Raw genomic sequence first — 21,093 nt, 5'->3', positions numbered from 1 at the left:
TCAAACTCTTCAGAATTCACGCGGCCTCAGCCGTACTGGTGGCGAGATCGCCGACCAGGTCGGCGATCGCCAGGCACGAGGTCAGCCCCGGCGATTCGATGCCGAACAGATTGACCAGCCCGGCGACGCCGTGCTGCGCGGCGCCCTGAATCATAAAGTCCTGCACCGCCACCGCGCGCGGCACGATCTTCGGCCGGATGCCGGAATAGCCGGGCATCAGCGCGCCGTCCGGCAGCCCCGGCCAATAGCGGCGGATCGCCGGATAGAACCGTTCGGCGCGCGCCGGATCGACGCGATAGTCGATGCTGTCGATCCATTCCACGTCCGGACCGAACCTGGCCTGGCCGGCGAGATCCAACGTCAGATGCACGCCAAGCCCGCCGGGCTCCGGCACCGGATAGATCAGCCGGCTGAACGGCGCCCGCGCGCCGCAGCTGAAGTAATTGCCCTTGGCGTAATAGGCCGGCGGGATGCGGTCGATCGGCATCGCATCGATGTTGCGCGCCACCGTGCAGGCGGCAAGTCCGGCGGCGTTGATCAGCAGCCGGCATTGCAGCGTCATCGCGGCGTCGCCGCCGACGTCGAGTTCGAAGCCGTCGGCGATCACCCGGGCGCGCAACAGCGGCGCATGAAACGCCAGCGCCGCGCCGGCGTCTTCGGCGTCGCCGCGCAGCGAAAGCATCAGCGCGTGGCTGTCGATGATGCCGGTCGACGGCGACAACAGCGCGGCGGCACACTGCAGCGCCGGCTCCAGCGCGCGCGCCGCATCGGCGTCCAGCGCCTGCATGTCGTCGACGCCGTTGCATTCGGCGTGGGCGCGGATCGATTGCAGCTTGTCGACTTCCGCCGCCGCGGTGGCGACGATCAGCTTGCCGCAGGCGCGGTGCGGCACGCCGTGGTCGCGGCAGTAATCGTAAAGCGCGCGGCGGCCGCTGACGCACAGCCGCGCCATCAGGCTGCCCGACGGATAATAGATTCCGGCGTGAATCACCTCGCTGTTGCGCGACGAGGTGACAGTGCCGATGGTTTCGGCGGCTTCCAGCACGATCACCTCGAGCCCGGCGCGCGCCAGGCGCCGCGCGATCGCGAGTCCCACCACCCCGGCGCCGACCACGACGCATTCCACACTGTCCATTGGCAGTCCATCAAGCCAGACGTTGCGCATTGCCGCGCTCGCCGAGTGCCCGCGCCGCTCCCGCAGCGCCTCATTTCAAGGCAATCGGCAAGCGGTTAGCAATGCATTAACCACGTCACGGCAATCAGCTGAATTTATGCCCTCTGATACGGTTGTATCATCGCACGTTTACGCGATTCACACTCGTTCCGCGTAATTCTCCAGGCGTAAATACCCGGGTGGTTTATGGCTGGCAACAATTGGAAGGTGGGCGGCCTATCTCGACTCGCTGCGTCGATTGGTGGCTGTCTCGTGATGACTGCTCCGACCTCCAGTCCGGCGATGGCGGCGCCGGAATTCAGTCCGGCGAGCTATATCGGATCGTTCGATCCCCAGATCATCTGGGAGTTGCTGATCGGCGGGCTGATCGCGGTGTCGTTCCTGGCCTCGATCGCGATCTGGGCGATGTCGAGCGTGCGCCGGATCCGCAGCGCGCATCATCGCCGCGGCGTGTTCGTCGCAACCGCGCTGAACAGCCTCAACCAGGGCATCGTCATGGTCGACGCCCGCGGCCGGGTGATGTTCCTCAACGACCGCTATCTGCAGATCTACGGGCTGAAGCGCTCGGACGTCGCCGCGATCGTCACCGGCGATCAGCTGCTCGACCTGCGCCGCAGCCGCGGCATGCTGGATCTCGCCACCGACGAATTCTATCGCACCGCCTCGACGCCGACCGGACACATCGCCGATCTGCCCGACGGCCGCTCGATCCAGGTGAAGTTCTCGCGGCTCGCCAATGGCGGCTCGATCGCCACCCACGAGGATTGCACCACGCAGTTGCAGATGTCCCGGGAGCTCGCAACCGCCAAGCAGTTCCTTGAGTCGGTGATCGACAACATCCCGGTCTGCGTCGCGGCGAAGTCGATGGAGGACGGCCGCTACATCCTCGCCAACCGCGCCTTCGAACATTTCTCCGGGATGCCGCGCGAGCGCATACTCGGCAGGCGCACCAGCGAATTGTTTTCCGCCGCCACCGCCGACACCATCAGCGAAGCCGATCGCGCCGCGCTGGCCTCGCCGGAGCCGTTGCGCGCCGAATTGACGGTCGAGGTCGGCGGCGGCCCCGACCGCGTCATCGACACCAGGCGCGTGGTGGCCTGCGACGACAAGAACCGGCCGGAATTCCTGATCGCGCTGTTCGAGGACGTCACCGAGCGGCGCTCGCTGTCGCGCGAACTGGTCAGCACCAAGAAATTCCTCGAGCTGGTGGTCGACAACGTGCCGATCTCGCTGACCGTGCAGTGCGCGCAGGACGGCCGCTATCTGTTCGCCAATCGCGGCGCCGAGACGATCCTGAACCGCCGCCGCGAGGACGCCATCGGGCTGTCGGCGCTGGACATCTTCAATCCCAAGGAAGCTAAGCTGATCGCCGAGCGCGACGCCAACGCGGTGCGCCGCGGCGAACTGATGACCGAAGAGCACCCGATCAGCACCAAGGACGGGTTGCGGCTGTTCCTCACCCGCCGCGTCACCGTGGTCGACGGCGAGGGCGCGCCGCAATATCTGATCAAGACCCACGAGGACATCACCGACCGGCGGCAGACCGAAGCGCGGATGGCGCATATGGCCTACCACGACGCGCTGACCGATCTGCCGAACCGCGCCGCGTTCCTGCAGGCGCTGGCGCAGATGATCGAGGCTTGCCGCGACACCCCCGAGGAATTCGCCGTGCTGTCGGTCGATCTCGACGGGCTCAAGGAGATCAACGACGTGTTCGGCCACGCCATCGGCGACAAGCTGTTGGTCGAGGTCGCGCGCTGCATCCAGCTGTCGTCGCGCGGCGGCGTGGTGTCGCGGCTCAGCGGCGACGAATTCGGGCTGATCATCGACGGGCCGCAGCCGGCGGCGGCGCTGGATCTGGCCGACGAGCTCGCCAAGGCGGTGGCCGGCGGCTTCCTGATCGACGGCAAGCAGGTGCGGATCGGCGTCACCACCGGCGTCGCGGTGTTTCCGGCCAACGGCGCCGACGCCGCCTCGCTGCTCTCCAATGCCGGCGCGGCGCTGTTTCGCGCCAAGGCGAAACTGCGCGGCTCGGTCAGCCTGTACGAACCCGAGATGGATCGGCAGATCCGCGACCGCCGCGTGCTGCATCAGGACCTGTCCGCCGCGATCAAGAACGGCGAGTTGTCGCTGCACTACCAGCCGCAGGCCAACGGCTGCAGCCGGGTCGGCAGCGAGGATTTCGTCGGCTTCGAGGCGCTGGCGCGCTGGTTTCATCCGACCCGCGGCTTCGTGCCGCCGAGCGACTTCATTCCGCTCGCCGAAGAGAGCGGGCTGATCGTCGAAATGGGCGAATGGATTTTGCGCGAGGCCTGCCAGGAGGCCGCCTCCTGGAGCAAGCCGCTGCAGATCGCGGTCAATTTGTCGCCGGCGCAATTTCTCAACAGCGATCTGGTGAGCGCGGTGCATGGCATCCTGCTGGAAACCGGATTGAAGCCGAGCCGGCTGGAATTGGAAATCACCGAGGGCGTGCTGATCGAGGATTTCGACCGCGGGCTGTCGCTGCTGCGCCGGCTGACCGGGCTCGGGGTGCGGATCTCGATGGACGATTTCGGCTCCGGCTACTCGTCGCTGACCTATCTGCAGGCGTTCCCGTTCGACAAGATCAAGATCGACCGCGCCTTCGTCATGAACCTCGGCCACAACCCGCAATCCGCGGCGATCGTCCGCGCGGTGATCGGGCTCGGCCACGGGCTCGGCGTGTCGATCGTCGCCGAGGGCGTCGAGACCCAGCAGCAGCTCGACTTCCTGGTCGCCGAAGGCTGCGACGCCGTGCAGGGCTATTTCATCGGCAAGCCGGCGCCGATCGAGCAATATGCCCGGCTGGTCGGGCTCAGCGGCCCGCGGCTGGCGATTTCGCGCGCCAGCTGACGGCGCGCCCTCGCGGCGCGTTCAGCACAAAGCTGTGGCTGCGCCGGCGCAAAGGTTGAGCCGTCCGCGATCCGTGGCTAGCCTAGGCGCCGGGGGTTGGCTGTTGCGATGACGGATCACCATGCCACGACCGACGCAGCTCTAGCGGCGTCCCAGGCGCCGCTGCTGCGGATCGAAGCGGTCGAGAAAAAATTCGGCGGCTTCAAAGCGGTCGACGGGCTGTCGCTCGACATCAAGGCCGGCGAGTTTTTCGCGCTGCTCGGCCCGTCGGGCTGCGGCAAGACCACGCTGTTGCGGATGCTGGCCGGCTTCGAGACGCCGGACCGCGGCCGCATCCTGCTCGACGGCGAGGACGTTGCTTCCGTGTTGCCGCATCGGCGCCCGGTCAACATGATGTTCCAGAACTACGCGCTGTTTCCGCACCTCACCGTCAAGGCCAACATCGCCTTCGGGCTGAAACGAGCCGGGCTGAAGCGCGCCGAGGTCAAGGCGCGGATCGCCGAAATGCTGGCGCTGGTGCGCCTCGAGGGGCTCGCGCATCGCCGCCCCGATCAGCTCTCCGGCGGCCAGCAGCAGCGCGTCGCCTTGGCCCGCGCGCTGGCGCTAAGGCCGAAGTTGCTGCTGCTCGATGAGCCGCTGGCGGCGCTCGACAAGAAGCTGCGGGAAAGCACCCAGCGCGAACTGATCGAGCTGCAACGGCGGCTCGGCACTACTTTCGTGATCGTCACCCACGACCAGGACGAGGCGATGACGGTCGCCGACCGCATCGGCGTGATGTCGGCGGGCCGGCTCGAACAGGTGGCGGCGCCGCGGCAGCTCTACGAGGCGCCGGCGTCGCGCTGGGTCGCCGAGTTCGTCGGCGACGTCAACATCCTCGACGGCACCGTGGCCGAGCAGGACCCGCATCGGCTGACCGTGACCACACAGGATGCGGCGACGCTGAGCGTGGCGCCGCCGCGGCAGAAGGTGGACATCAACAGCGCGGTCAGCGTGGCGATCCGCCCGGAAAAGATCCGGCTGTCGCGCCGCGGCCCGGTCGCTGATGCCGCCGCCGGGCTCAACCGGCGGGACGGCGTGGTCAGCGATCTCAGCTATCTCGGCGGGCTGACCAGCTACACGGTGAAGCTCGACGCCGGCGCGACGTTGCGCGCTACGCTCGCCAATGTGGCCCGCGTCGAGGTCGACGATTTTTCCCGCGGCCAGCACGTGGTGGCGTGGTTTTCGCCCGACGATTGCGTGGTGTTGCCGCGATGAGCGCGCGGCGGATGTTCACCCGTCCGGCGCGGCTGGCGTCGATCGCGCCGTTGCTCTGGATGCTGCTGTTCTTCCTGGTGCCGTTCGGCTTCGTGGTGAAAATCAGTTTGTCGCAGGCGGCGATCGCGCAGCCGCCCTATCTGCCGCTGTTCGATCTCGGCGCCGGCTGGGAGGCGCTGCAGGCGGCGTTCGCCGCGTTGTCGCTGGACAATTTCAAGCTGCTGTTCGCCGACGATCTGTATTGGCGCTCCTACCTGCGCAGCCTGGCGGTCGCCGCCGCCGCGACCGCGCTGCTGCTCATGATCGGCTATCCGATCGCCTACGCGATGGCGCGGCTGCCGCGGCGCTGGCAGGCCTTGGCGATGATGCTGGTGATCATCCCGTTCTGGACCTCGTTCCTGATCCGGATCTATGCCTGGATCAACATCCTGCAGCATGACGGGCTGCTCAACCAGATACTGCTGGGGCTGCATCTGGTGTCGGCGCCGGTGGTGTGGCTGTCGACCGATTCCGCGATGATGCTCGGCCTGGTGTATTCCTATCTGCCCTTCATGATCCTGCCGCTCTACGCGACGCTTTCGAAGATCCCGCCGTCGCTGCTGGAGGCCGCGCAAGACCTCGGCGCCTCGCCGCGCCGCGCATTCTGGCTGGTGACCTGGCCGCTGTCGCTGCCCGGCATCGGCGCCGGCGTGCTGCTGTGCTTCATCCCGATCGTCGGCGAATTCGTGATTCCGGATCTGCTCGCGGGCTCGGACTCGATGATGATCGGGCAGACGCTGTGGCTGGAGTTCTTCACCAACAAGGACTGGCCGGTGGCTTCGGCTTTGGCGGTGTTGCTGCTGGCGCTCTTGCTGCTGCCGCTGCTCGCCTATGAGCGGCTGCAGCGCCGGCAATTGGAAGGCGGGCGGTGATGGGGCGCGTGCGACTCTCCCGCTTCAACATCGCCTCGCTCGCCTTCGGGCTGGCGTTTCTCTATCTGCCGATCGTGATCCTGGTGATCTACTCGTTCAACGGCTCGCGGCTGGTGACGGTGTGGGGCGGCTGGTCGACGCGCTGGTACGCCGAATTCTTCAACGACCAGGCGATGCTGGCGGCGGCGTGGATGAGTTTTCGCGTGGCGCTGGCTTCTGCGACCGCGGCGACGGTGATCGGCACGCTGGCCGCGGTGGCGTTGGCGCGCGGCGGGCATTTCCGCGGCCGCACGCTGTTCTCCGGCATGCTCTATGCGCCGCTGGTGATGCCGGAAGTGATCACCGGGCTGTCGCTGCTGTTGCTGTTCGTGGCGCTCAATGCCGAGCGCGGCTTCTGGACCGTGACCATCGCCCACACCACGCTGACGATGTGCTTCGTCGCGGTGGTGGTGCAGTCGCGGCTGGGCGCGCTCGACCGCAGCCTGGAGGAAGCTGCGATGGACCTCGGCTGCACGCCGCTGCGCGCCTTCGTCGCTGTGACGCTGCCGCTGATTGCGCCTGCGATCGCGGCGGGCTGGATGCTCGCCTTCACGCTGTCGCTCGACGATCTGGTGATCGCCAGCTTCACCACCGGACCGGGCTCGGCGACGCTGCCGATTCGGATCTATTCCGAGGTGCGGCTCGGCGTGAAGCCGGAGATCAACGCGATCTGCACGCTGATCATCGCCGCGGTCACGCTGCTGATCATCGTCGCCTCGCTGGCGTCGAAGCTGTCCAATGCCAGGGCCGACAGCGCCGCGCCGATGTGAGACGGTTGCGCGGCTTTGGCGGTGGCCCGACCCCGACAGTCCGCTACCGCCTCGCTCTGCGCCACTGCACAACGATGTTCGCGACCGCGTAACCAGAGATCAGAAGCAAAAGCACAGCGATGACAAAATTGTCGGAGAGGTAGGCCACCGCGGCAAAGCCCGCGAAGGCCATGATCGCTAGCGCCGAGGAAACCGCAAAGCGCCGCCGGATTTCCAGGGGTATCGTCCGATCGAACAGCACGTATTGCATGAAGTATCGCGACGAAAGCTCATCTGCGAATGAGGGCGGAAAGTATCTGCGCGCGCTCATTTCTGCGCGCACCCCCACCCATGCCGACACCAGAAACAATGCGCCGCTGAACACGGCCAGAAAGCCCTTCATGATGCGAATCTCCGGGTTCGCTCGTAGCATCCCCTGAGATGCACAGGTCCCAGCACGGCAACGCTCAGTTCGGCTTCGGCTCGGCTTCGGCCGGCGGCGTGATCGCCGCGTCCGGCTCGGCCTTCTTCTGCCCGGTGAAGCGCTCCAGCACCGAGCGCACCGCGTCGCGGGTCTTGCGGTCCTTGACGGCGTCGAGCAGCGGTGCCGAGGCCGGCGAGCGGCGGATCAGGCTCTCCGGATCGGGGAAGATCAACGGATCGTCCCACGGCCCCTGCACCACGAAGGGCAGGTCGAAGCCGGGCGGGGCGCCGGCCACCGAGGCCAGGCTGGCGGTGCCCTTGAGGTCGAATTCGCGCGCCGGCACCGAGGCGGTGCCGGTCAGCGAGATCCGCGCCGCCGGTCCCTCGATGCGGATGTCCTCGGCGGTGGCGACGCCGTCGTGAAACCGCAGCCCGATATTCAGCGTGTCGAACGGCGTCTGGCCGCTGCGGAAATTGCCGCCGCCGGACAGCGGACGCCGCTCCAGCCGCTTCAGCAACTGCTCGACGTTGAAGCCGGTGATCGCGCCGTCGTGCCCGGTGAGACTCGCGGTGCCGTCGAGCGATTGCGCCAGCCCGAACGGGCTCGATCCGGAGGCCTCCAGCGCGACGGTGAGATTGCCGCGGCCCGACAGCTTGCGCACTCCGAACAGGTCGCTGGCGCAGGCCATCAGGTCGACGTCGACGAATTGAAACTGCGCCTTGACGTCGGCAACGGTGTCCGACCGCGAGATGCCGAACGAGCCCTTGGCGATGCCGCCGTAGATCTGCGCTTCGCCGATGCTGAGCGCCAGCGTGCCGCCGCGCAGATTGGCGCCGAGCGCGGTGCGCCCCAGCGTCGAGGAGCCGATCGTCAGCTTGGCCGCCGACATCCGCATGTCGAGATCGATCGGATTGACGGCGCCGAGGTCGAACAATTGCCGATTCCAGTCGCGCGCGCCGGAGGCCAGCAGCCGGATCGTCGAGAGGTACGGCGTGAAGTCGAGCGCGCCGGCGGCCAGCGTCGCCTGCAGCGACTGCCGGCCGTTATTGGCGTAGGTGATGACGCCCTCGGCGACGTTCTTGTCGAGCTCGATGTTGACGTTGGTCAGCGCCACCTGGGGGCCGACCACGCTGGCGCGGGCCTTCAACGCGAACGGGCCGAAGCCGCCGACGCCGGGCGGCTCCTGGCCGGCCCAGCGCAGCGCGTTGCGCAGCGAGGCGGCGTCGGCGCTCAGCGTGCCTTCCAGCATCAGGCTGGCGCGATTGGCGATGGCGCCGTCGAAGGCCAGCTTCAACGGGGCGCCGGCGATGCGGACTTTCAGCCCGGAGCGCTCGCCGGACAGCGCGGCGAGAAAGTCGTTGACGCTGATGCTGCCGTCGAGCCGTTCGCCGCGCCAGTCGAACTGCCCGGTGGCCGCGAAGGTGCGCGAGATCGACGGCCAGGCCAGCGACAGGTCGATCTTGCCGATGGTCTCGGCGGCGTGGCTGGCCGCGTCGAGATAGCTGATCTCGCCGTCCTCGAGGCGGATCTCGGAAAACGACATCGGGTTGTCGGCGCCGGGACGCATGGTGTGGGTCAGGGTGTCGATGAACGGCGTCCAGTTGCTGGAGCCGTCGGCGGCGCGGTCGATCCGGATGTTCGGCCGCGACAGCACGATGTCGGCGATCTCGAACCGCCGCAGCAACAGCGGCAGCAGCCGCAGATTGCCGGTCAGCACCGCAGCGCGCAGCGCCGGGCCGTCGGTGCCGGGGCTTTTCAGGTCGACGTCGTGGAACGAGACGTGGCTGGCCGGGAACACCGAGACCTCGATGTCGCCGTTGACCACCATCTCCAGGCCGCTGACCGCCCGGATCTGCGCCTCCACCGCATCGCGCAGCGCCTCGCGGTCGAGCAGGCCCGAGGTCGCGAACAGCGCGACGAGGGCCAGGCCGAGCAGGACCGCGACCGACATCCCCAAGCGTCTGATTCCTTGGGCCATCGCCAGTGACATATCCGGTTGAAGGTGAGCAAGACGGGCAGGCGCGGGGGCCTCGGCCGAGGCCGCCAACTTGATGGGTTTTCTTGACGCTTTCAAGGCCGTGCGGCCCGCCATCCACGCCGATGTCGCAATTGACGGGTCAAGACAATTTCGCTTATTAGTCGCAACATAAGAGGTTAATGCGTCTTCGTTTCATCGCCTCGGCTGCCTGCAACTCGCCTTTCTAAGGATACCAGGACACCTGTCGTTCAGCGTGGTCTGGTTCGGAACGTGGCTTGAGACCGTCCGTTTTGGGCACCAGGCGCGGTTCTGCACCGCCACGCGGGCAACCTTCGCCCTCTGCCCTCTGCCTTCTCCTGCATCAGGTCTTAGCAACATGAACAAGGTCTACCCCGACGCCCACGCGGCCCTCGACGGCCTCCTCAAAGACGGCATCATGATCATGTCCGGCGGCTTCGGCCTGTGCGGCATCGCCGAATGGCTGTCCGACGCGATCCGCGATTCCGGCGTGAAGAACCTCACCGTGGTCTCCAACAATGCCGGCGTCGACGGCGTCGGCCTCAGCCGGCTCCTCGAAACGCGCCAGATCAAGAAGATGATCTCGTCCTATGTCGGCGAGAACAAGCTGTTCGCGCAGCAGTTCCTGGCCGGCGAGCTGGAATTGGAATTCGCCCCGCAGGGCACTTTGGCCGAGCGGATCCGCGCCGGCGGCGCCGGCATTCCCGCCTTCTACACCAAGACCGGGGTCGGCACGCTGATCGCCGAGGGCAAGGAAGAGAAGGAATTCGACGGCGAGAAATACATCATGGAGCGCGGGCTGTTCGGCGATATCGCCATCGTCCACGCCTGGAAGGGCGATACCGCGGGCAATCTCGTCTACCGCAAGACCGCGCGCAACTTCAACCCGATGATGGCCACCGCCGCCAAGGTCACCGTCGCCGAGGTCGAGCAGCTGGTGCCGGAGGGCGAGATCGATCCCGACCACATCCATACGCCGGGCATCTTCGTGCAGCGCATCGTCGAGGTCGGCAGCGCCAAGAAGCACATCGAGCAACGCACCACCCGTAAGCGCACCGACCCGGCCGTCCCCGCCGGATGTGGAGAAGAAGTCTGATGGCCTGGACTCGTGAACAGATGGCGGCGCGTGCCGCCCGTGAATTGCGCGACGGTTTCTACGTCAATCTCGGCATCGGGATTCCGACGCTGGTGTCGAACTACATCCCCGAAGGCGTCGACGTGGTGCTGCAGAGCGAGAACGGCATGCTCGGCATGGGGCCGTTCCCCTATGAGGGCGAAGAAGATCCCGACCTGATCAACGCCGGCAAGCAGACCGTCACCGAACTGCCGTCGACCAGCTACTTCTCCAGCGCGGACTCTTTCGGCATGGTGCGCGGCGGCCATATCGACCTGTCGATCCTGGGCGCGATGCAGGTGGCGCAGAACGGCGACCTCGCCAACTGGATGATCCCCGGCAAGATGGTCAAGGGCATGGGCGGCGCGATGGACCTGGTCGCCGGCGTCAAGCGCGTCGTGGTGGTGATGGAGCATTCCGCCAAGGACGGCCCCAAGCTGCTGAAGCGCTGCAACCTGCCGCTGACCGGCGAGCGCGTGGTCGACATGGTGGTCACTGATTTGGCGGTGTTCACCATCGACAAGCACGGCAACGACGGCATGGCGCTGATCGAACTCGCCGACGGCGTGACGCTCGACGACGTCAAGGCCAATACCGAGGCCGACTATCGCGTGGCGCTGCAGAACGCGTGAGGCGGTGGTCTGCGGGGGGGGGGGGGGCCGGCTTCCCGGTGCCCTCATCCTGGGGAGCCCGCCGCATGTTGCATAGCAAGACGTACGCCCACGCGGCCGAACGCGTGACGCAGAGGGAGGGTGGCCGCGATGCCGACGCTCCGCCGTGCCGGGACCGACGACGCCGACTTCATCGTCGGGGCCATTCTGGCTGCGCAGCGCGGCCATCGGTCGCGCGGCTGGTTCGACATCGCGCTCAATTGGCCTGAACCGCGCTGCCGCGCTTTGCTGCGCGCGATCGCCACCCATCCCATCACATCCTGCTGGCATGTCTCGCTTTTCTGGATCGCCGAGGTAGAAGGCACGCCGGCCGCGGCGCTGTGTGCGCTGCCCTCGGCGGGCGTCGGCGCCGCGACCCGCGCCGTGCTGCAACAGGCGCTGCGCGATGCCGAGATCGAGCCGGCCGAACAATCCGCGATCGACCAGCGCGGCGCCTATCTCAGGTCGTGCTGGATGCCGGGCGATGACGCCAATTGGTTCATCGAACACGTGGCGACATTGCCCAGCTATCGCGGTCAGGGACTGATGCAGGCGCTGCTGGCGCAGGCGCTGGAGGAGGGCGCTGCGGCCGGCCACCGCCGCGCCTCGATCACCTTCTACATTGGAAATGCTGCCGCCGAGCGCTGCTACGCCAAGGCGGGCTTCGTCGCTGTCGAAGAAAAACGGCATCCGGAGTTCGAGAGATCGACCGGCGCAACCGGCTTTCGGCGCGTCGAGCGCGCGATCTGAATTCCGACGCGGCGCCGCGTTGTGGCGAGGCTAACAAACAGCGAGGGGGCTCACACCGCTCGGTCGGAAAATCGGGTCAGCCAGATCACCGGCGGAATGCTGGCGGCGACGATGATCAGCGCGGCCAGTGCGCCGTCCTCGAAACTGCCGCGGCTGGCATATTGGTAGATCGAGGTCGCCAGCGTGTCGACGTTGAGCGGGCGCAGCAGCAGCGTCGCCGGCAACTCCTTCAGGCAATCGACGAACACCACGATCGCAGCACCTGTCAGCGCCGGGCGTAGCAGCGGCAGATCGATCCGCCACAGCGCGGTAAGCCGCGACGCGCCGGCGGCGCGGGCGGTGTCGTCATAATCCTTCGGAATCCGCGCCAGGCCGGCTTTCAACAGCCCGGTCGGCACCGCCAGAAACCGGATCACATAGGCCGCCACCACGGCGCCGCCGGAGCCGATCAGCAACAGCCCCGGCGACGGCGCGCCGAGCGCGGCCGCCAGCGCGATCAGCGCGTTGTCGAACCACAGCAGCGGCGTTAGCAAGCCCAATGCCAGCACCAGCCCGGGCAGCGCGTAGCCGGTCTGCGCCACCGCCACCGCGGCTGAGGCGGCTGCGCCGGAGCGCCAGCGCTGCGCTAGCACCACGATCAGCCCGAGCAACAGCGCCAGCAGCGTCGCGAGCAACGCCAGCGTCACCGAATGCAGCGCGTCGCGCCATAGCGCAAGATCGACGCCGGCGATCGCGCCGCGGCGCAGGCTGAGGGCGAGCAGGTAGCAGGCCGGCAGCACGAAGCCGAGCAGCGGCGGCAGCAGGCAGGCGGCAAACGCCAGCGCCGCTCGGCCGCCTTTGAGCGGGGTGCGCGGCCGCAGCCGCGGGGCTTCGGCGGAGAATTCCACGCTGACGTTGCGCCGGCCGATGCGCTCCATCGCGATCAGCAACGCCACCATGCCGAGCGCGACCAGCGCCAGCTGCGCGGCGCCGGCGAGGCTGCCGCGATTGAGCCAAGTGTCGAAGATCGCCACCGTCATGGTGCGGACGCCGAGATATTCGCTGGCGCCGATATCGTTCAGCGTCTCCAGCGCCACCAGCGCGACGCCGACCGCCAGCGCCGGCCGCGCGGTCGGCAGCGTGACCCGGCACAGGATGGTCCAGCGCCCGGCGCCGAGGGTTCGCGCGGCTTCGGAAAGCTCGGCGGTCTGCGCCTGCAGCACGCTGCGCGCGGACAGATAGACGTAAGGGTACAGCACCAGGCCGATCACCAGCACCGCGCCCGGCAGCGAGCGCAGGTTGGGCAACAGTTGCACGGCGTCGGCCTGCGGCAGCAGCGCCGCCAGCGCGTGATGCGCCAGACCGAGCGGCTCGAACAGGTCGACATAGACATAGGCGGACAGATAGGTCGGAATCGCCAGCGGCAACGGCATCAGCCACAGCAGCCACGCGCGGCCGGCAAAGTCATGCGCGCTGATCAGCCACGCCGCGCCGGCGCCGAGCAACAGCGCAGTGGCGCCGACGCCGATCAGCAGCAGCGCGGTGTCGGCGAGCGCCCGCGGCAGCACATAGGCGACGAGATGCGGCCACACCTCGGGCGCCGGCTGCAGCGCAGTCAGCGCGATGCCGAGCACCGGCGTCGCGACGAGCAGTGCGGTAAACAGGGCGATGACGAGGGCAATGCGTCCGATGCGCGATCGACCGGAAGAAGTCCTCATGGTGAGGAGGCGGGCAGCGCCGTCTCGAACCATGAGGACTTGCCCCGTGGCCTCATCCTTCGAGACGCCCAGCTTCGCCCTTCGGGCTTCGCCGGGCTCCTTAGGATGAGGTAGCCGTGCGCGTGGCGAAGGTGTGGCGACGTTCAGTTGTCGAACCCGACCTTGTCGACCAGCGTCGAGGCGGTCTTGCGCTGCGCCGCGATCTTGGCGATCGGCATCGGATCGGCGGTCAGCCGTCCATAGCCCGCGATGGTCGGATTGAGCGCCACGCCGGGGCGGATCGGATATTCGTAGTTGGCGTCGGCATAGATCTGCTGCGCCTTGTCGCCGGCCAGCCATTCGATCAGCTTCAGCGCGTTGGCCTTGTTCGGCGCGTGCTTGGCGAGCAGCACGCCGGACAGATTGACGTGGGTGCCGCCGCCCTCGAAGGTCGGCAGGATCACGCGGGTGGCCTCCGCCCACGGCTTCTTGTCGGGATCGCCGTTCATCATCAGCGCCCAGTAGTAGGTGTTGCCGATGCCGAGGTCGCATTTGCCGGCGGCGACGTCGCGCGCGGTCTCGCGGTCGCCGCCCGACGGCTTCTGCGCCAGATTGGCCTTCAGGCCGCGCAGCCATTGCTCGGCCTTTTCTTCGCCGTGCCGCGCCGTATAGGCCGCAAACAGCGCGTTGTTGTAGATGTGCTGGCCGGAACGGATGCAGATCTTGCCCTTCCATTTCGGATCGGCGAGTTCCTCGTAGGTGATGGCCTGCTGCTTGACGCGATCCTTCGACGCATAGATCACCCGCGCCCGCATCGAGATCCCGGCCCAGTGGCCGTTGGGGTCGCGATATTGCGGCGGCACGATCTCGTCGATCACTTCGGACTTGATCGGCTGGCTGACGCCGGCGGCGACCGCGTCGTCGATGCGGCCGATGTCGACCGTCAGCAGCACGTCGGCGGGGCTGCCGGCGCCCTCGGCCTTGATGCGCTGCTCGAGGCCGGAGGACGCCGAGATCACGTTGACGGCGATGCCGCTGTCCTTGGTGAAGGCGTCGAACAACGGCTGCACCAGCTTGGTCTCGCGATAGGTGTAGACGTTGACCTGTTCGGCCGCGGCAGCGGCGTGCAGCGGGAAAAGGGCGGCGGCGACGGCGAGGGCGGCGGCGCGGATAGCGATCATGCGAGGCTCCAACATGGGCTACGATGCGTTCAGTCAGTAGCAAAGCGCGGCGCATCGCAGCAGCGACGCAACGTCGCGATTAGAGCGATTCCAGGCCGCGGCGGCGCTCGGGCAACCGGCCGGAACATTGCGCGGCGACAACGAAGGCGGTGCGGCGCGCGCTTAGACATCCGGCCATGGAGCCCGCCATGACGTTATGCGATGACCTGCCGGTCGACGACTTGATGCGGCGCTGGCCGGCGACGATCCGGACGTTTCTGGATTTCAGAATGCAATGCTGCGGCTGCCCGATCGCCGCGTTCCACACCATGAAAGACGCCTGCCGCGAGCACGGCGTCGATCGCGCCGCGTTCCGCGCGGCGCTGGAGGGCGCGATCGCGGGCTAGGCTTTCGCCGGCGGCTCGACGCCGTGCGGGTCCTGCTCGGACAGCAGCACCAGCCCGTGCGGATCGCGCAGCACGATGCGCTGCCGGCCGCTCTCGATCAGGCCGCGGCTCTCCCAGCTCGACAGCAGCCGGCTCACCGTATGCAGCGTCGAGCCGGTCATCTGCGCGATGTCCTGGCGGCTGATCGGAAACGCGATCTCGACGCCGTTGTCGACCTTGCGGCCGGACTGCTTGGCGAGCCGCAGCAGCGCGTGGGCGATGCGCTGCTCGACCTGCTGGGTCGACATCTCGACCACCCGCGTATGGCTCTCCTGCAGCCGCGTGCCGACGGTGCGCAGCGTGTTGGAGGCGAGTTGCGGAAAGCGCTCGACCAGGCGCGGCCAGCTCGACGCCGGCCAACTCAGCACGATGGAATCCTCGACCGCGGTCGCGGTCGCCGGATAGCGCTGCAACCCGATCGCCATCGCCACGCCAAAAGTTTCGCCGGGGCTGACATAGCGCACCACCACCTGCTCGCCGCCCGCGGTGGTCTTGCTGGCGCGGACGTGGCCGTGCAGCAGCACGTAGAACGACAGCGCCTCGTCGCCCTGGCGAAACACCGCGGCGTTCTTGGCGACGCGCGCCGAGCGGGCGTCGCTCAGCACGGCGTCGAGCTCGGCCGTGTCCAGCCCCGCGAACAACGGCAGCTGCGCAACCAGGGAACTGTCGACCGTGGACATGCCGGCTCCTTGGAACCTGTCGATCGGAGGTGATGGAGGCCGCATGCGATGGCAACGGCTGGAGCTTTGGTGGTGTCTCCAATAGCACAACGACTGTGATCGCATAGAGCCGGCCGTGCCGACGCTCACTCCGAACCGCCGCCGGTTTTATCGCGCGAGCGGTTCGGAAAGATTGCGCGGCCGCTCTTGACACACGCGCCGAATGAAGATTATATTCCTATCACCTCATCCCATCGAGGGGCGTGTCCTGGGACGCTTGGAGATGCGGGGTGGGGCGGTGGCGCCTGCGGGCGGGGGCAGACGTTGCCTCGCGCACTCGGGACGCTTCGGGTCGCCGTCCGGCTCCACTAGGAGAGTCTGCCACTTGCTGGTTGGCTGGACGCGGTGCAGGTGAACGGCGCGAAATCGCCGGGATCGGCGGTGCGGAGTGCATCGCGCCTGCACCCGGAAGCACGGCCCCGACGCGAAAAATCGCCACGGTGGAGCGTCGAAAGGCGTTTCCGCGGCCTCTGTCGTCCGGCGCTCCGGATTGCAAGCTGCGGCCACTACTTGAAGGCGCGCCTTTCGGCGCTCCGCCTCCCTCGTTGGGGAGGCCCCCTGAGCCGGCCATTCCCGCAAAGCTCTTTGCGGGCAACGTCGCCTCACGTCCGATCGCCGCGCTGATCAGCAGAAAGTCTGCTTCAGTATCGCCTCAGGCCAGCGTGATGTCGGTCGAGGGAAAGTCGTTGCCCTTGCACAGCAAGGGAGCATCCATGGCTTTCGCCAGACCGTAGGCGAAGCAGTCGCCGTAGTTCAGCGCCGCGCGATGTCCGGTCCCTTTGCCGAAGCGCAGATGCGCCGAGCGTGCGAGCTGCGCCTGGTCGGCAGTGACTGGCTCGATCCGAATGCCGGCCGCGGCGATGAAGTCGTCCAGCCAGCGTTCGGCCTTGGCGGGCGCAACGTCCTTGAGCCCGCGCAGCACGATCGAGGTTTCGACCAGATTGGCGGCGGACATCATCGGCTGGTCGTCTTCGGCGATGCGTCGCGCAAACTGCGCGGCGTCTTCTTCCTGCCGGAAGATCGCAATCACCGTCGAACTATCGAGCACGATCACGTCGGCAGCCCGTGCTCGTCACAGCCCAGGATGTCCTCGGCGCTTCGTCCGCTGTCGGGGAGCGACGCGTAGCGGCGTCCGATCTTCATCAGCTGCTCCGCCACCTGATCAGTCTGTCGTCGCCGACGCTCGCGGACGAGTTGCTCGCGTAACGCGGCGGTAACGGCGGTGGTCAGGCTCTCGCCGGTGAGCGCCGCCAATTCGGTCGCCAGCCGATGCGCTTCGTCGTTCTTGATGTTGAGGTGCATGGTACAACCTCTCGCCAGGGTAGAAAGTTAGCGAGTGTCTACCGGCGTTTCAAGAGCGGCATTTGCGGTCGCCTCACGCCTTCTCCATCGCCTCGGAAAAGATCACCTCGATCAGCGTGCCGGAATGCGGCGCGGTCTTGATGTGGAATTGGGCGCGGTTGGCTTCCACCAGCGCCTTGGTCAGCGACAGGCTGACGCCCGGCGCTTCGGTGCTGCGGTCGCTCGGCGCCGCGGTGCGGAACGGCTGCATCGCAGCAGCCAGTTCGTGCTCGTTGAGCCGGCTGCCGGTGTCGCGCACGCGTAGCACGACGTCGCCGAAATCCGACAGCGCGGTGGAGACGATCACCTGGCCGCCGGCATTGGCGAGATGGATCGAGGTGCCGATCAGGTTCAGCGTGATCTGCCGCAGCGCCTGCGCGTCGGCCACCACGTTCGGCAATTGATGCGCCAGCGAGGTGCGGATGATGATGCGCTCGCGGTTGGCCTGCGGCTGCATCACGCCGACGCATTGCTCGACCAGCTCGTTGAGATTCTGCGGCGTGAAGGCGAGTTCGAGCTTGCCGGTCTCGATCCGCGACAGATCCAACAGATCGTTGACGATGGCGATGACGCGCTCGCCGGAGGCGCGGATGTCCTTCATGTATTCGACGTAGCGCTCGTTGCCGAGCGTGCCGAAGCGCTCGTCCACCATCACTTCGGCGAAGCCGAGAATGGCGTTCAGCGGCGCGCGGATCTCGTGGCTGAGCCGCGCCAGCACGTCGGCCTTGGCGTGCGCGGCGCGATCGGCCTGGCGGCGCGCCTGGATCAACTCCGACTCGGTCTTCTTGACCTGCGACAGATCGCGGAACACGGCGAAGAAATTCGGGCCGTCATGACGGGTACGGCCGATGATCGTCGACAGCGGGATCAGTCCGCCTTCGCGCACCCGGCCGAGCACTTCGCGGCCGTGGTCGAGCAGGCTTGCGGCGCCGGCGGCTTTGATGGCGTCGAGATAGTCGCGCATCACGCGCTGGCTCTCCGGCGCGAACAGATCGATCAGATTGCATTGCACGAGGTCGTCGCCGGCATAGCCGAACAGCGCTTCGGCGCTGCGGTTGCAGACGTGCAGCTGCCCCTCGGCGTCGAACATCACGATGCCTTCGGCGGTGGTGTCGAGGATGGCGCCGAGCTCTTCGGCATTCGCAGCGCCGACCGGCGACGGCAGGCTGGGATCGATCGCCGGCGCCTCGGTGAACGGCTCGGCGTCGTCGTCGGCCGGCGCGGCTTCGGCCGGCGCGGCTTCGGCGGCGGTCTCCGAGAAGATCAGCGCCAGCGCGGACTGGCCTTGCCAGGTGATGGTGAACAGCCGGCCCGAGGCCGGTTGCAGCGGCGGCTGGTCGGCGCTGAGCTGCGCCGGGGCGATGGTGATCGGCGTGCCGGCGGCCAAGTTCTCGGCGCTCTCAAGGCCGGATTCGACATACAGCACGTCGAGGCCGCCGGCCTGTTCCAGCGCCGCGACGCTGTCGAAGCCGGTGCGGTCGAGGAAGGCGCGGTTGGCATAGAGCAGGCGGTCGAGCCGATAGATCAGCACGCCGACCGGCATCAGATCGAGCAGCAGCGTGTCGGGCGGCAGGTCGCTGCGCGCCGGCTGCGGGGCGGGCGATTGATCAGGCGCGGTGTCGGCGGGCGATGGCGGTTCGGCGTCCGGCGCCACAACGTGCTCGGCTGCAATTTCGTCGGACGCGGCGTCCTCGGATGCGGCGTCCTCGGATGCGACCGTGTCGTCGGCGACGTCCTGCGGTGCGACGTCGTCGGATTCAGCGGCTGCGGTCGGCGCATCGGCCTTGGCGGGGTCGCCGATCAATCCGGGAGCTTCGCTTTCCAGCCGCGCCGACAATTGCCGCGCCAGCTCGTTGAAGGCGTTGTTTTCGACCGGGGTCAGCGCCGGCGATCGCGGATCGTTCGCCGGCCTGAACGGCAGGACATTTTTGGGCGTATCCACAGCGGTTTCCGGATCTGTTGAGGAAGGCACATCAGCCGGCTGGGGCTGATCGGTGAGGTCGGCGTTGTCGTTTGCGGTGTCGGGCGCCGCGGCTGCGTCGATCGGCGCGGTCGCGGCGGACGGCGGCTGCGCCGGAAGCGTATCGTCGCTGCGCCGCGCCTGGGCAAGCCGGTTCAGCCCCTCGATATCACGGCAGACGCCGAAGCCGCGGAAGCCGCGGAAATTGCCGTCGCGATCCTGCACCGGCAATCCCGACATTTCGACGGCGAGGCGCTGCTCCGGCGCATCGACCGGCCATTGCAGCACGATGCCGCTGAAGGTGCTGCGGGTGGCGATCGCGGCGGCGAAGCGGCCGTCGGGGTCGAGCCCGAACAATTCGGCGATCTCGCGCCACAGCCGGCCGAAGCCGGCGGCGGTACGCGGTCCGATCAGCCGGCTGAATTCGTCGGAGATGATGCAAAAGTGGCCCTCGGCGTCGACTTGCCAGGTGAAGCGCAGCGGATGCCGCCGCGGCTGCAACGTGTCCTCGAACCAGGGCGGCGACAGTTCGGCGTGTGCGGGCGGTTCGGGTTCGGTCGAGGACGCGGCTTCGAGCGCAGGCGGCTCATCGGTGGCCGCGGGCGCTTCGGCGGCAACGGCTTCGGCAGGCGCAGCCGTGACGTCTTCAGCGGCCGCATCAATGGTCGCTTCGGCTGCCGTCGCTTCATCAGCTTGCTCAGCCGGACTGTCAGGCGATTGCTCGGCGGCTGCATCAGGCGGCGCGGCGTCGTTCCAGGACGGCGCGGACCCTGCAGGCGCGTCGGGGTGGGAAACTTCGGCCGGCGGTTCGGCGGCCGGCGCGGCGCTGGTCTCAACCGAAGGCGTCGCTTCTGCCGGCGGCCGCTGTTGCGCGGCCTCTCGCGTCGCGCCGGGCACCAGCAGCGCCACCAATCCGACGTCGGCGCCGACGCCGACCCGTTGCAGCACCATGTGGCCGATGCCGATCGGCAGCTCGGCGCGGCCGGTTTTCAGCGCGTCGTGGCGCGCGGCTTCGAGCCCGGCTTCGGCGAGATCGCGGAAGCCGAGCAGCGCGCGCGCGGCGTCGCTGGCGCCGATGAACAGCCCGTCGCGGGCGAAGGTCGCGATCGGGGTTTCGATGCCCTCGACCAGCCGTTGCAGCCGCTCGACCAGCGGCATGCTGCGGCCGATCGGCTCGGCGGCGGCGATCAGCACGCCGCCGCTGCCGTCGGAAAACTCCAGCCGGGTGCAGCCGCAGGTCACCAGCGCGCCGAGCGGCGCGCCGAAGCCGCGCAGCCGCTCCAGCCGTGTCGCGCCCGCCGCCGACAGCCGTCCGGCCAATTGCGCCACCTGGCGGCGATGCGGATCGGCCGGGCCGAAGGTCTGGGTGGCGAGCGCCGCGGCGTTGCGCGCGCCGAACAGCCGCGCGCCGACCGGATTGGCCCAGATGATCCGCGTGCCGTCGACCGCCCACAACCAGGCCGGCAGGCTGCTGGTGGCGTGGATCGCGAGCCGCGGATCGTCGACGCCTCGCAGCTGGAATTCCGCACTGTTCATCGGCACTCACGACTGACGGTGACGGCGAGCCGTCCGCGTCGGATGTCTTGCCAAGGCGACAGCCTTAACAATTCGTTAGTATCGCCTCCGCCGGCCTTAAGGTCCACGTCCCCGGCGATCGGCACGTCGGCTAAGCGAGGATAACGTTAATTTCCACAGCCGGCAGAACCTTCGACGTTTGAATCGCGTTGGGGTTGCAAAACCATTTCAATGGTCCACGATAAGAGGCCGACACGGCCGATGCGTCACGATAACGCGCACGGCGTCATAACGGTGATGTGCGGACGGCGTAAAATGTCGGCACAAACGGGGGAAAAGGGCGC

Annotated in this window: 17 protein-coding genes; 8 read left to right on the top strand and 9 right to left on the bottom strand. The window is 67.7% G+C overall.

The window, feature by feature from the left end; all coding sequences use genetic code 11:
- Positions 1-16: 16 nt before the first annotated feature.
- Positions 17-1,135, bottom strand: coding sequence for an NAD(P)/FAD-dependent oxidoreductase (locus HNR60_RS10855; protein WP_184257273.1), 1,119 nt, complete (start codon positions 1,133-1,135; stop codon positions 17-19).
- Positions 1,136-1,360: 225 nt separating this feature from the next.
- Here HNR60_RS10855 and HNR60_RS10850 point away from each other — a divergent pair, with 225 nt between their 5' ends.
- The 4 genes from HNR60_RS10850 (at position 1,361) to HNR60_RS10835 (ending at position 7,019) form a co-directional block, all read left to right on the top strand.
- Positions 1,361-4,045: a sensor domain-containing protein gene (locus HNR60_RS10850; protein ID WP_184257271.1), complete on the top strand. Its 2,685-nt coding sequence runs from the start codon at positions 1,361-1,363 to the stop codon at positions 4,043-4,045.
- A 108-nt stretch (positions 4,046-4,153) separates the two neighbouring features.
- Positions 4,154-5,299 carry an ABC transporter ATP-binding protein gene (locus HNR60_RS10845; RefSeq protein WP_184257269.1) on the top strand — a complete coding sequence of 382 codons (1,146 nt, stop codon included), beginning with the start codon at positions 4,154-4,156 and terminating at the stop codon, positions 5,297-5,299.
- Positions 5,296-6,210: an ABC transporter permease gene (locus tag HNR60_RS10840; RefSeq protein WP_184257267.1), complete on the top strand. Its 915-nt coding sequence runs from the start codon at positions 5,296-5,298 to the stop codon at positions 6,208-6,210. Before HNR60_RS10845 ends, HNR60_RS10840 begins: the two co-directional genes overlap by 4 nt.
- Positions 6,210-7,019, top strand: coding sequence for an ABC transporter permease (locus tag HNR60_RS10835; protein ID WP_184257265.1), 810 nt, complete (start codon positions 6,210-6,212; stop codon positions 7,017-7,019). Before HNR60_RS10840 ends, HNR60_RS10835 begins: the two co-directional genes overlap by 1 nt.
- Positions 7,020-7,062: 43 nt before the next feature.
- Here the strand turns inward: HNR60_RS10835 and HNR60_RS10830 are convergent, their stop codons facing one another.
- Both HNR60_RS10830 and HNR60_RS10825 read right to left on the bottom strand, forming a co-directional pair.
- Complete coding sequence (locus HNR60_RS10830; RefSeq protein WP_246432900.1) at positions 7,063-7,401, bottom strand: hypothetical protein; 339 nt, start codon at positions 7,399-7,401, stop codon at positions 7,063-7,065.
- Positions 7,402-7,465: 64 nt separating this feature from the next.
- Positions 7,466-9,400, bottom strand: coding sequence for an AsmA family protein (locus tag HNR60_RS10825; protein WP_184257263.1), 1,935 nt, complete (start codon positions 9,398-9,400; stop codon positions 7,466-7,468).
- Between the two features lie 376 nt (positions 9,401-9,776).
- Between HNR60_RS10825 and HNR60_RS10820 the strand changes: the two genes are divergently transcribed.
- From HNR60_RS10820 to HNR60_RS10810, 3 genes are all read left to right on the top strand, one after another.
- A complete protein-coding gene (locus HNR60_RS10820) occupies positions 9,777-10,514 on the top strand; it encodes a CoA transferase subunit A (RefSeq protein ID WP_184257261.1) in 738 nt (245 codons plus the stop codon).
- Positions 10,514-11,164 (top strand): 3-oxoacid CoA-transferase subunit B, encoded by a 651-nt coding sequence (locus tag HNR60_RS10815; protein ID WP_184257259.1) that lies wholly within the window; start codon positions 10,514-10,516, stop codon positions 11,162-11,164. Before HNR60_RS10820 ends, HNR60_RS10815 begins: the two co-directional genes overlap by 1 nt.
- 129 nt (positions 11,165-11,293) lie before the next feature.
- Positions 11,294-11,932, top strand: coding sequence for a GNAT family N-acetyltransferase (locus HNR60_RS10810; protein WP_184257257.1), 639 nt, complete (start codon positions 11,294-11,296; stop codon positions 11,930-11,932).
- Positions 11,933-11,982: 50 nt separating this feature from the next.
- On the opposite strand, the gene HNR60_RS10805 is transcribed toward HNR60_RS10810, so the two are convergent.
- Positions 11,983-13,629 (bottom strand): ABC transporter permease, encoded by a 1,647-nt coding sequence (locus tag HNR60_RS10805; protein ID WP_184257255.1) that lies wholly within the window; start codon positions 13,627-13,629, stop codon positions 11,983-11,985.
- A 143-nt stretch (positions 13,630-13,772) separates the two neighbouring features.
- A complete protein-coding gene (locus HNR60_RS10800; protein ID WP_184257253.1) occupies positions 13,773-14,789 on the bottom strand; it encodes an extracellular solute-binding protein in 1,017 nt (338 codons plus the stop codon).
- Between the two features lie 188 nt (positions 14,790-14,977).
- Between HNR60_RS10800 and HNR60_RS10795 the strand changes: the two genes are divergently transcribed.
- A complete protein-coding gene (locus HNR60_RS10795) occupies positions 14,978-15,175 on the top strand; it encodes a DUF1858 domain-containing protein (RefSeq protein WP_184257251.1) in 198 nt (65 codons plus the stop codon).
- Here the strand turns inward: HNR60_RS10795 and HNR60_RS10790 are convergent.
- From HNR60_RS10790 to HNR60_RS10775, 4 genes are all read right to left on the bottom strand, one after another.
- Positions 15,172-15,894, bottom strand: a complete 723-nt coding sequence (locus HNR60_RS10790) for a Crp/Fnr family transcriptional regulator (RefSeq protein ID WP_184257250.1) — start codon at positions 15,892-15,894, stop codon at positions 15,172-15,174. The two genes, HNR60_RS10795 and HNR60_RS10790, sit on opposite strands and share 4 nt — an antisense overlap.
- 691 nt (positions 15,895-16,585) lie before the next feature.
- A complete protein-coding gene (locus HNR60_RS10785) occupies positions 16,586-16,987 on the bottom strand; it encodes a PIN domain-containing protein (protein ID WP_184257248.1) in 402 nt (133 codons plus the stop codon).
- Positions 16,984-17,235 (bottom strand): type II toxin-antitoxin system VapB family antitoxin, encoded by a 252-nt coding sequence (locus HNR60_RS10780; RefSeq protein ID WP_184257246.1) that lies wholly within the window; start codon positions 17,233-17,235, stop codon positions 16,984-16,986. The genes HNR60_RS10785 and HNR60_RS10780 overlap by 4 nt, the downstream gene beginning before the upstream one ends.
- A 73-nt stretch (positions 17,236-17,308) precedes the next feature.
- On the bottom strand, positions 17,309-20,770 hold the full coding sequence (locus tag HNR60_RS10775) for a PAS domain-containing sensor histidine kinase (protein WP_184257244.1): 3,462 nt from the start codon (positions 20,768-20,770) through the stop codon (positions 17,309-17,311).
- Positions 20,771-21,093 lie beyond the last annotated feature (323 nt).

Source organism: Rhodopseudomonas rhenobacensis, from assembly GCF_014203125.1.
Classification (GTDB): Bacteria; Pseudomonadota; Alphaproteobacteria; order Rhizobiales; family Xanthobacteraceae; genus Rhodopseudomonas_A; species Rhodopseudomonas_A rhenobacensis.
This window is presented reverse-complemented; position numbering and strand designations above follow the sequence as displayed.

What these genes read in the sequence shown, in the direction of transcription:
- HNR60_RS10855 (WP_184257273.1), bottom strand. Translation starts at nt 1,135, where the DNA reads ATGGACAGTGTGGAATGCGTCGTGGTCGGCGCCGGGGTGGTGGGACTC.
- HNR60_RS10850 (WP_184257271.1), top strand. Translation starts at nt 1,361, where the DNA reads ATGGCTGGCAACAATTGGAAGGTGGGCGGCCTATCTCGACTCGCTGCG.
- HNR60_RS10845 (WP_184257269.1), top strand. Translation starts at nt 4,154, where the DNA reads ATGACGGATCACCATGCCACGACCGACGCAGCTCTAGCGGCGTCCCAG.
- HNR60_RS10840 (WP_184257267.1), top strand. Translation starts at nt 5,296, where the DNA reads ATGAGCGCGCGGCGGATGTTCACCCGTCCGGCGCGGCTGGCGTCGATC.
- HNR60_RS10835 (WP_184257265.1), top strand. Translation starts at nt 6,210, where the DNA reads ATGGGGCGCGTGCGACTCTCCCGCTTCAACATCGCCTCGCTCGCCTTC.
- HNR60_RS10830 (WP_246432900.1), bottom strand. Translation starts at nt 7,401, where the DNA reads ATGAAGGGCTTTCTGGCCGTGTTCAGCGGCGCATTGTTTCTGGTGTCG.
- HNR60_RS10825 (WP_184257263.1), bottom strand. Translation starts at nt 9,400, where the DNA reads ATGGCCCAAGGAATCAGACGCTTGGGGATGTCGGTCGCGGTCCTGCTC.
- HNR60_RS10820 (WP_184257261.1), top strand. Translation starts at nt 9,777, where the DNA reads ATGAACAAGGTCTACCCCGACGCCCACGCGGCCCTCGACGGCCTCCTC.
- HNR60_RS10815 (WP_184257259.1), top strand. Translation starts at nt 10,514, where the DNA reads ATGGCCTGGACTCGTGAACAGATGGCGGCGCGTGCCGCCCGTGAATTG.
- HNR60_RS10810 (WP_184257257.1), top strand. Translation starts at nt 11,294, where the DNA reads ATGCCGACGCTCCGCCGTGCCGGGACCGACGACGCCGACTTCATCGTC.
- HNR60_RS10805 (WP_184257255.1), bottom strand. Translation starts at nt 13,629, where the DNA reads ATGAGGACTTCTTCCGGTCGATCGCGCATCGGACGCATTGCCCTCGTC.
- HNR60_RS10800 (WP_184257253.1), bottom strand. Translation starts at nt 14,789, where the DNA reads ATGATCGCTATCCGCGCCGCCGCCCTCGCCGTCGCCGCCGCCCTTTTC.
- HNR60_RS10795 (WP_184257251.1), top strand. Translation starts at nt 14,978, where the DNA reads ATGACGTTATGCGATGACCTGCCGGTCGACGACTTGATGCGGCGCTGG.
- HNR60_RS10790 (WP_184257250.1), bottom strand. Translation starts at nt 15,894, where the DNA reads ATGTCCACGGTCGACAGTTCCCTGGTTGCGCAGCTGCCGTTGTTCGCG.
- HNR60_RS10780 (WP_184257246.1), bottom strand. Translation starts at nt 17,235, where the DNA reads ATGCACCTCAACATCAAGAACGACGAAGCGCATCGGCTGGCGACCGAA.
- HNR60_RS10775 (WP_184257244.1), bottom strand. Translation starts at nt 20,770, where the DNA reads ATGAACAGTGCGGAATTCCAGCTGCGAGGCGTCGACGATCCGCGGCTC.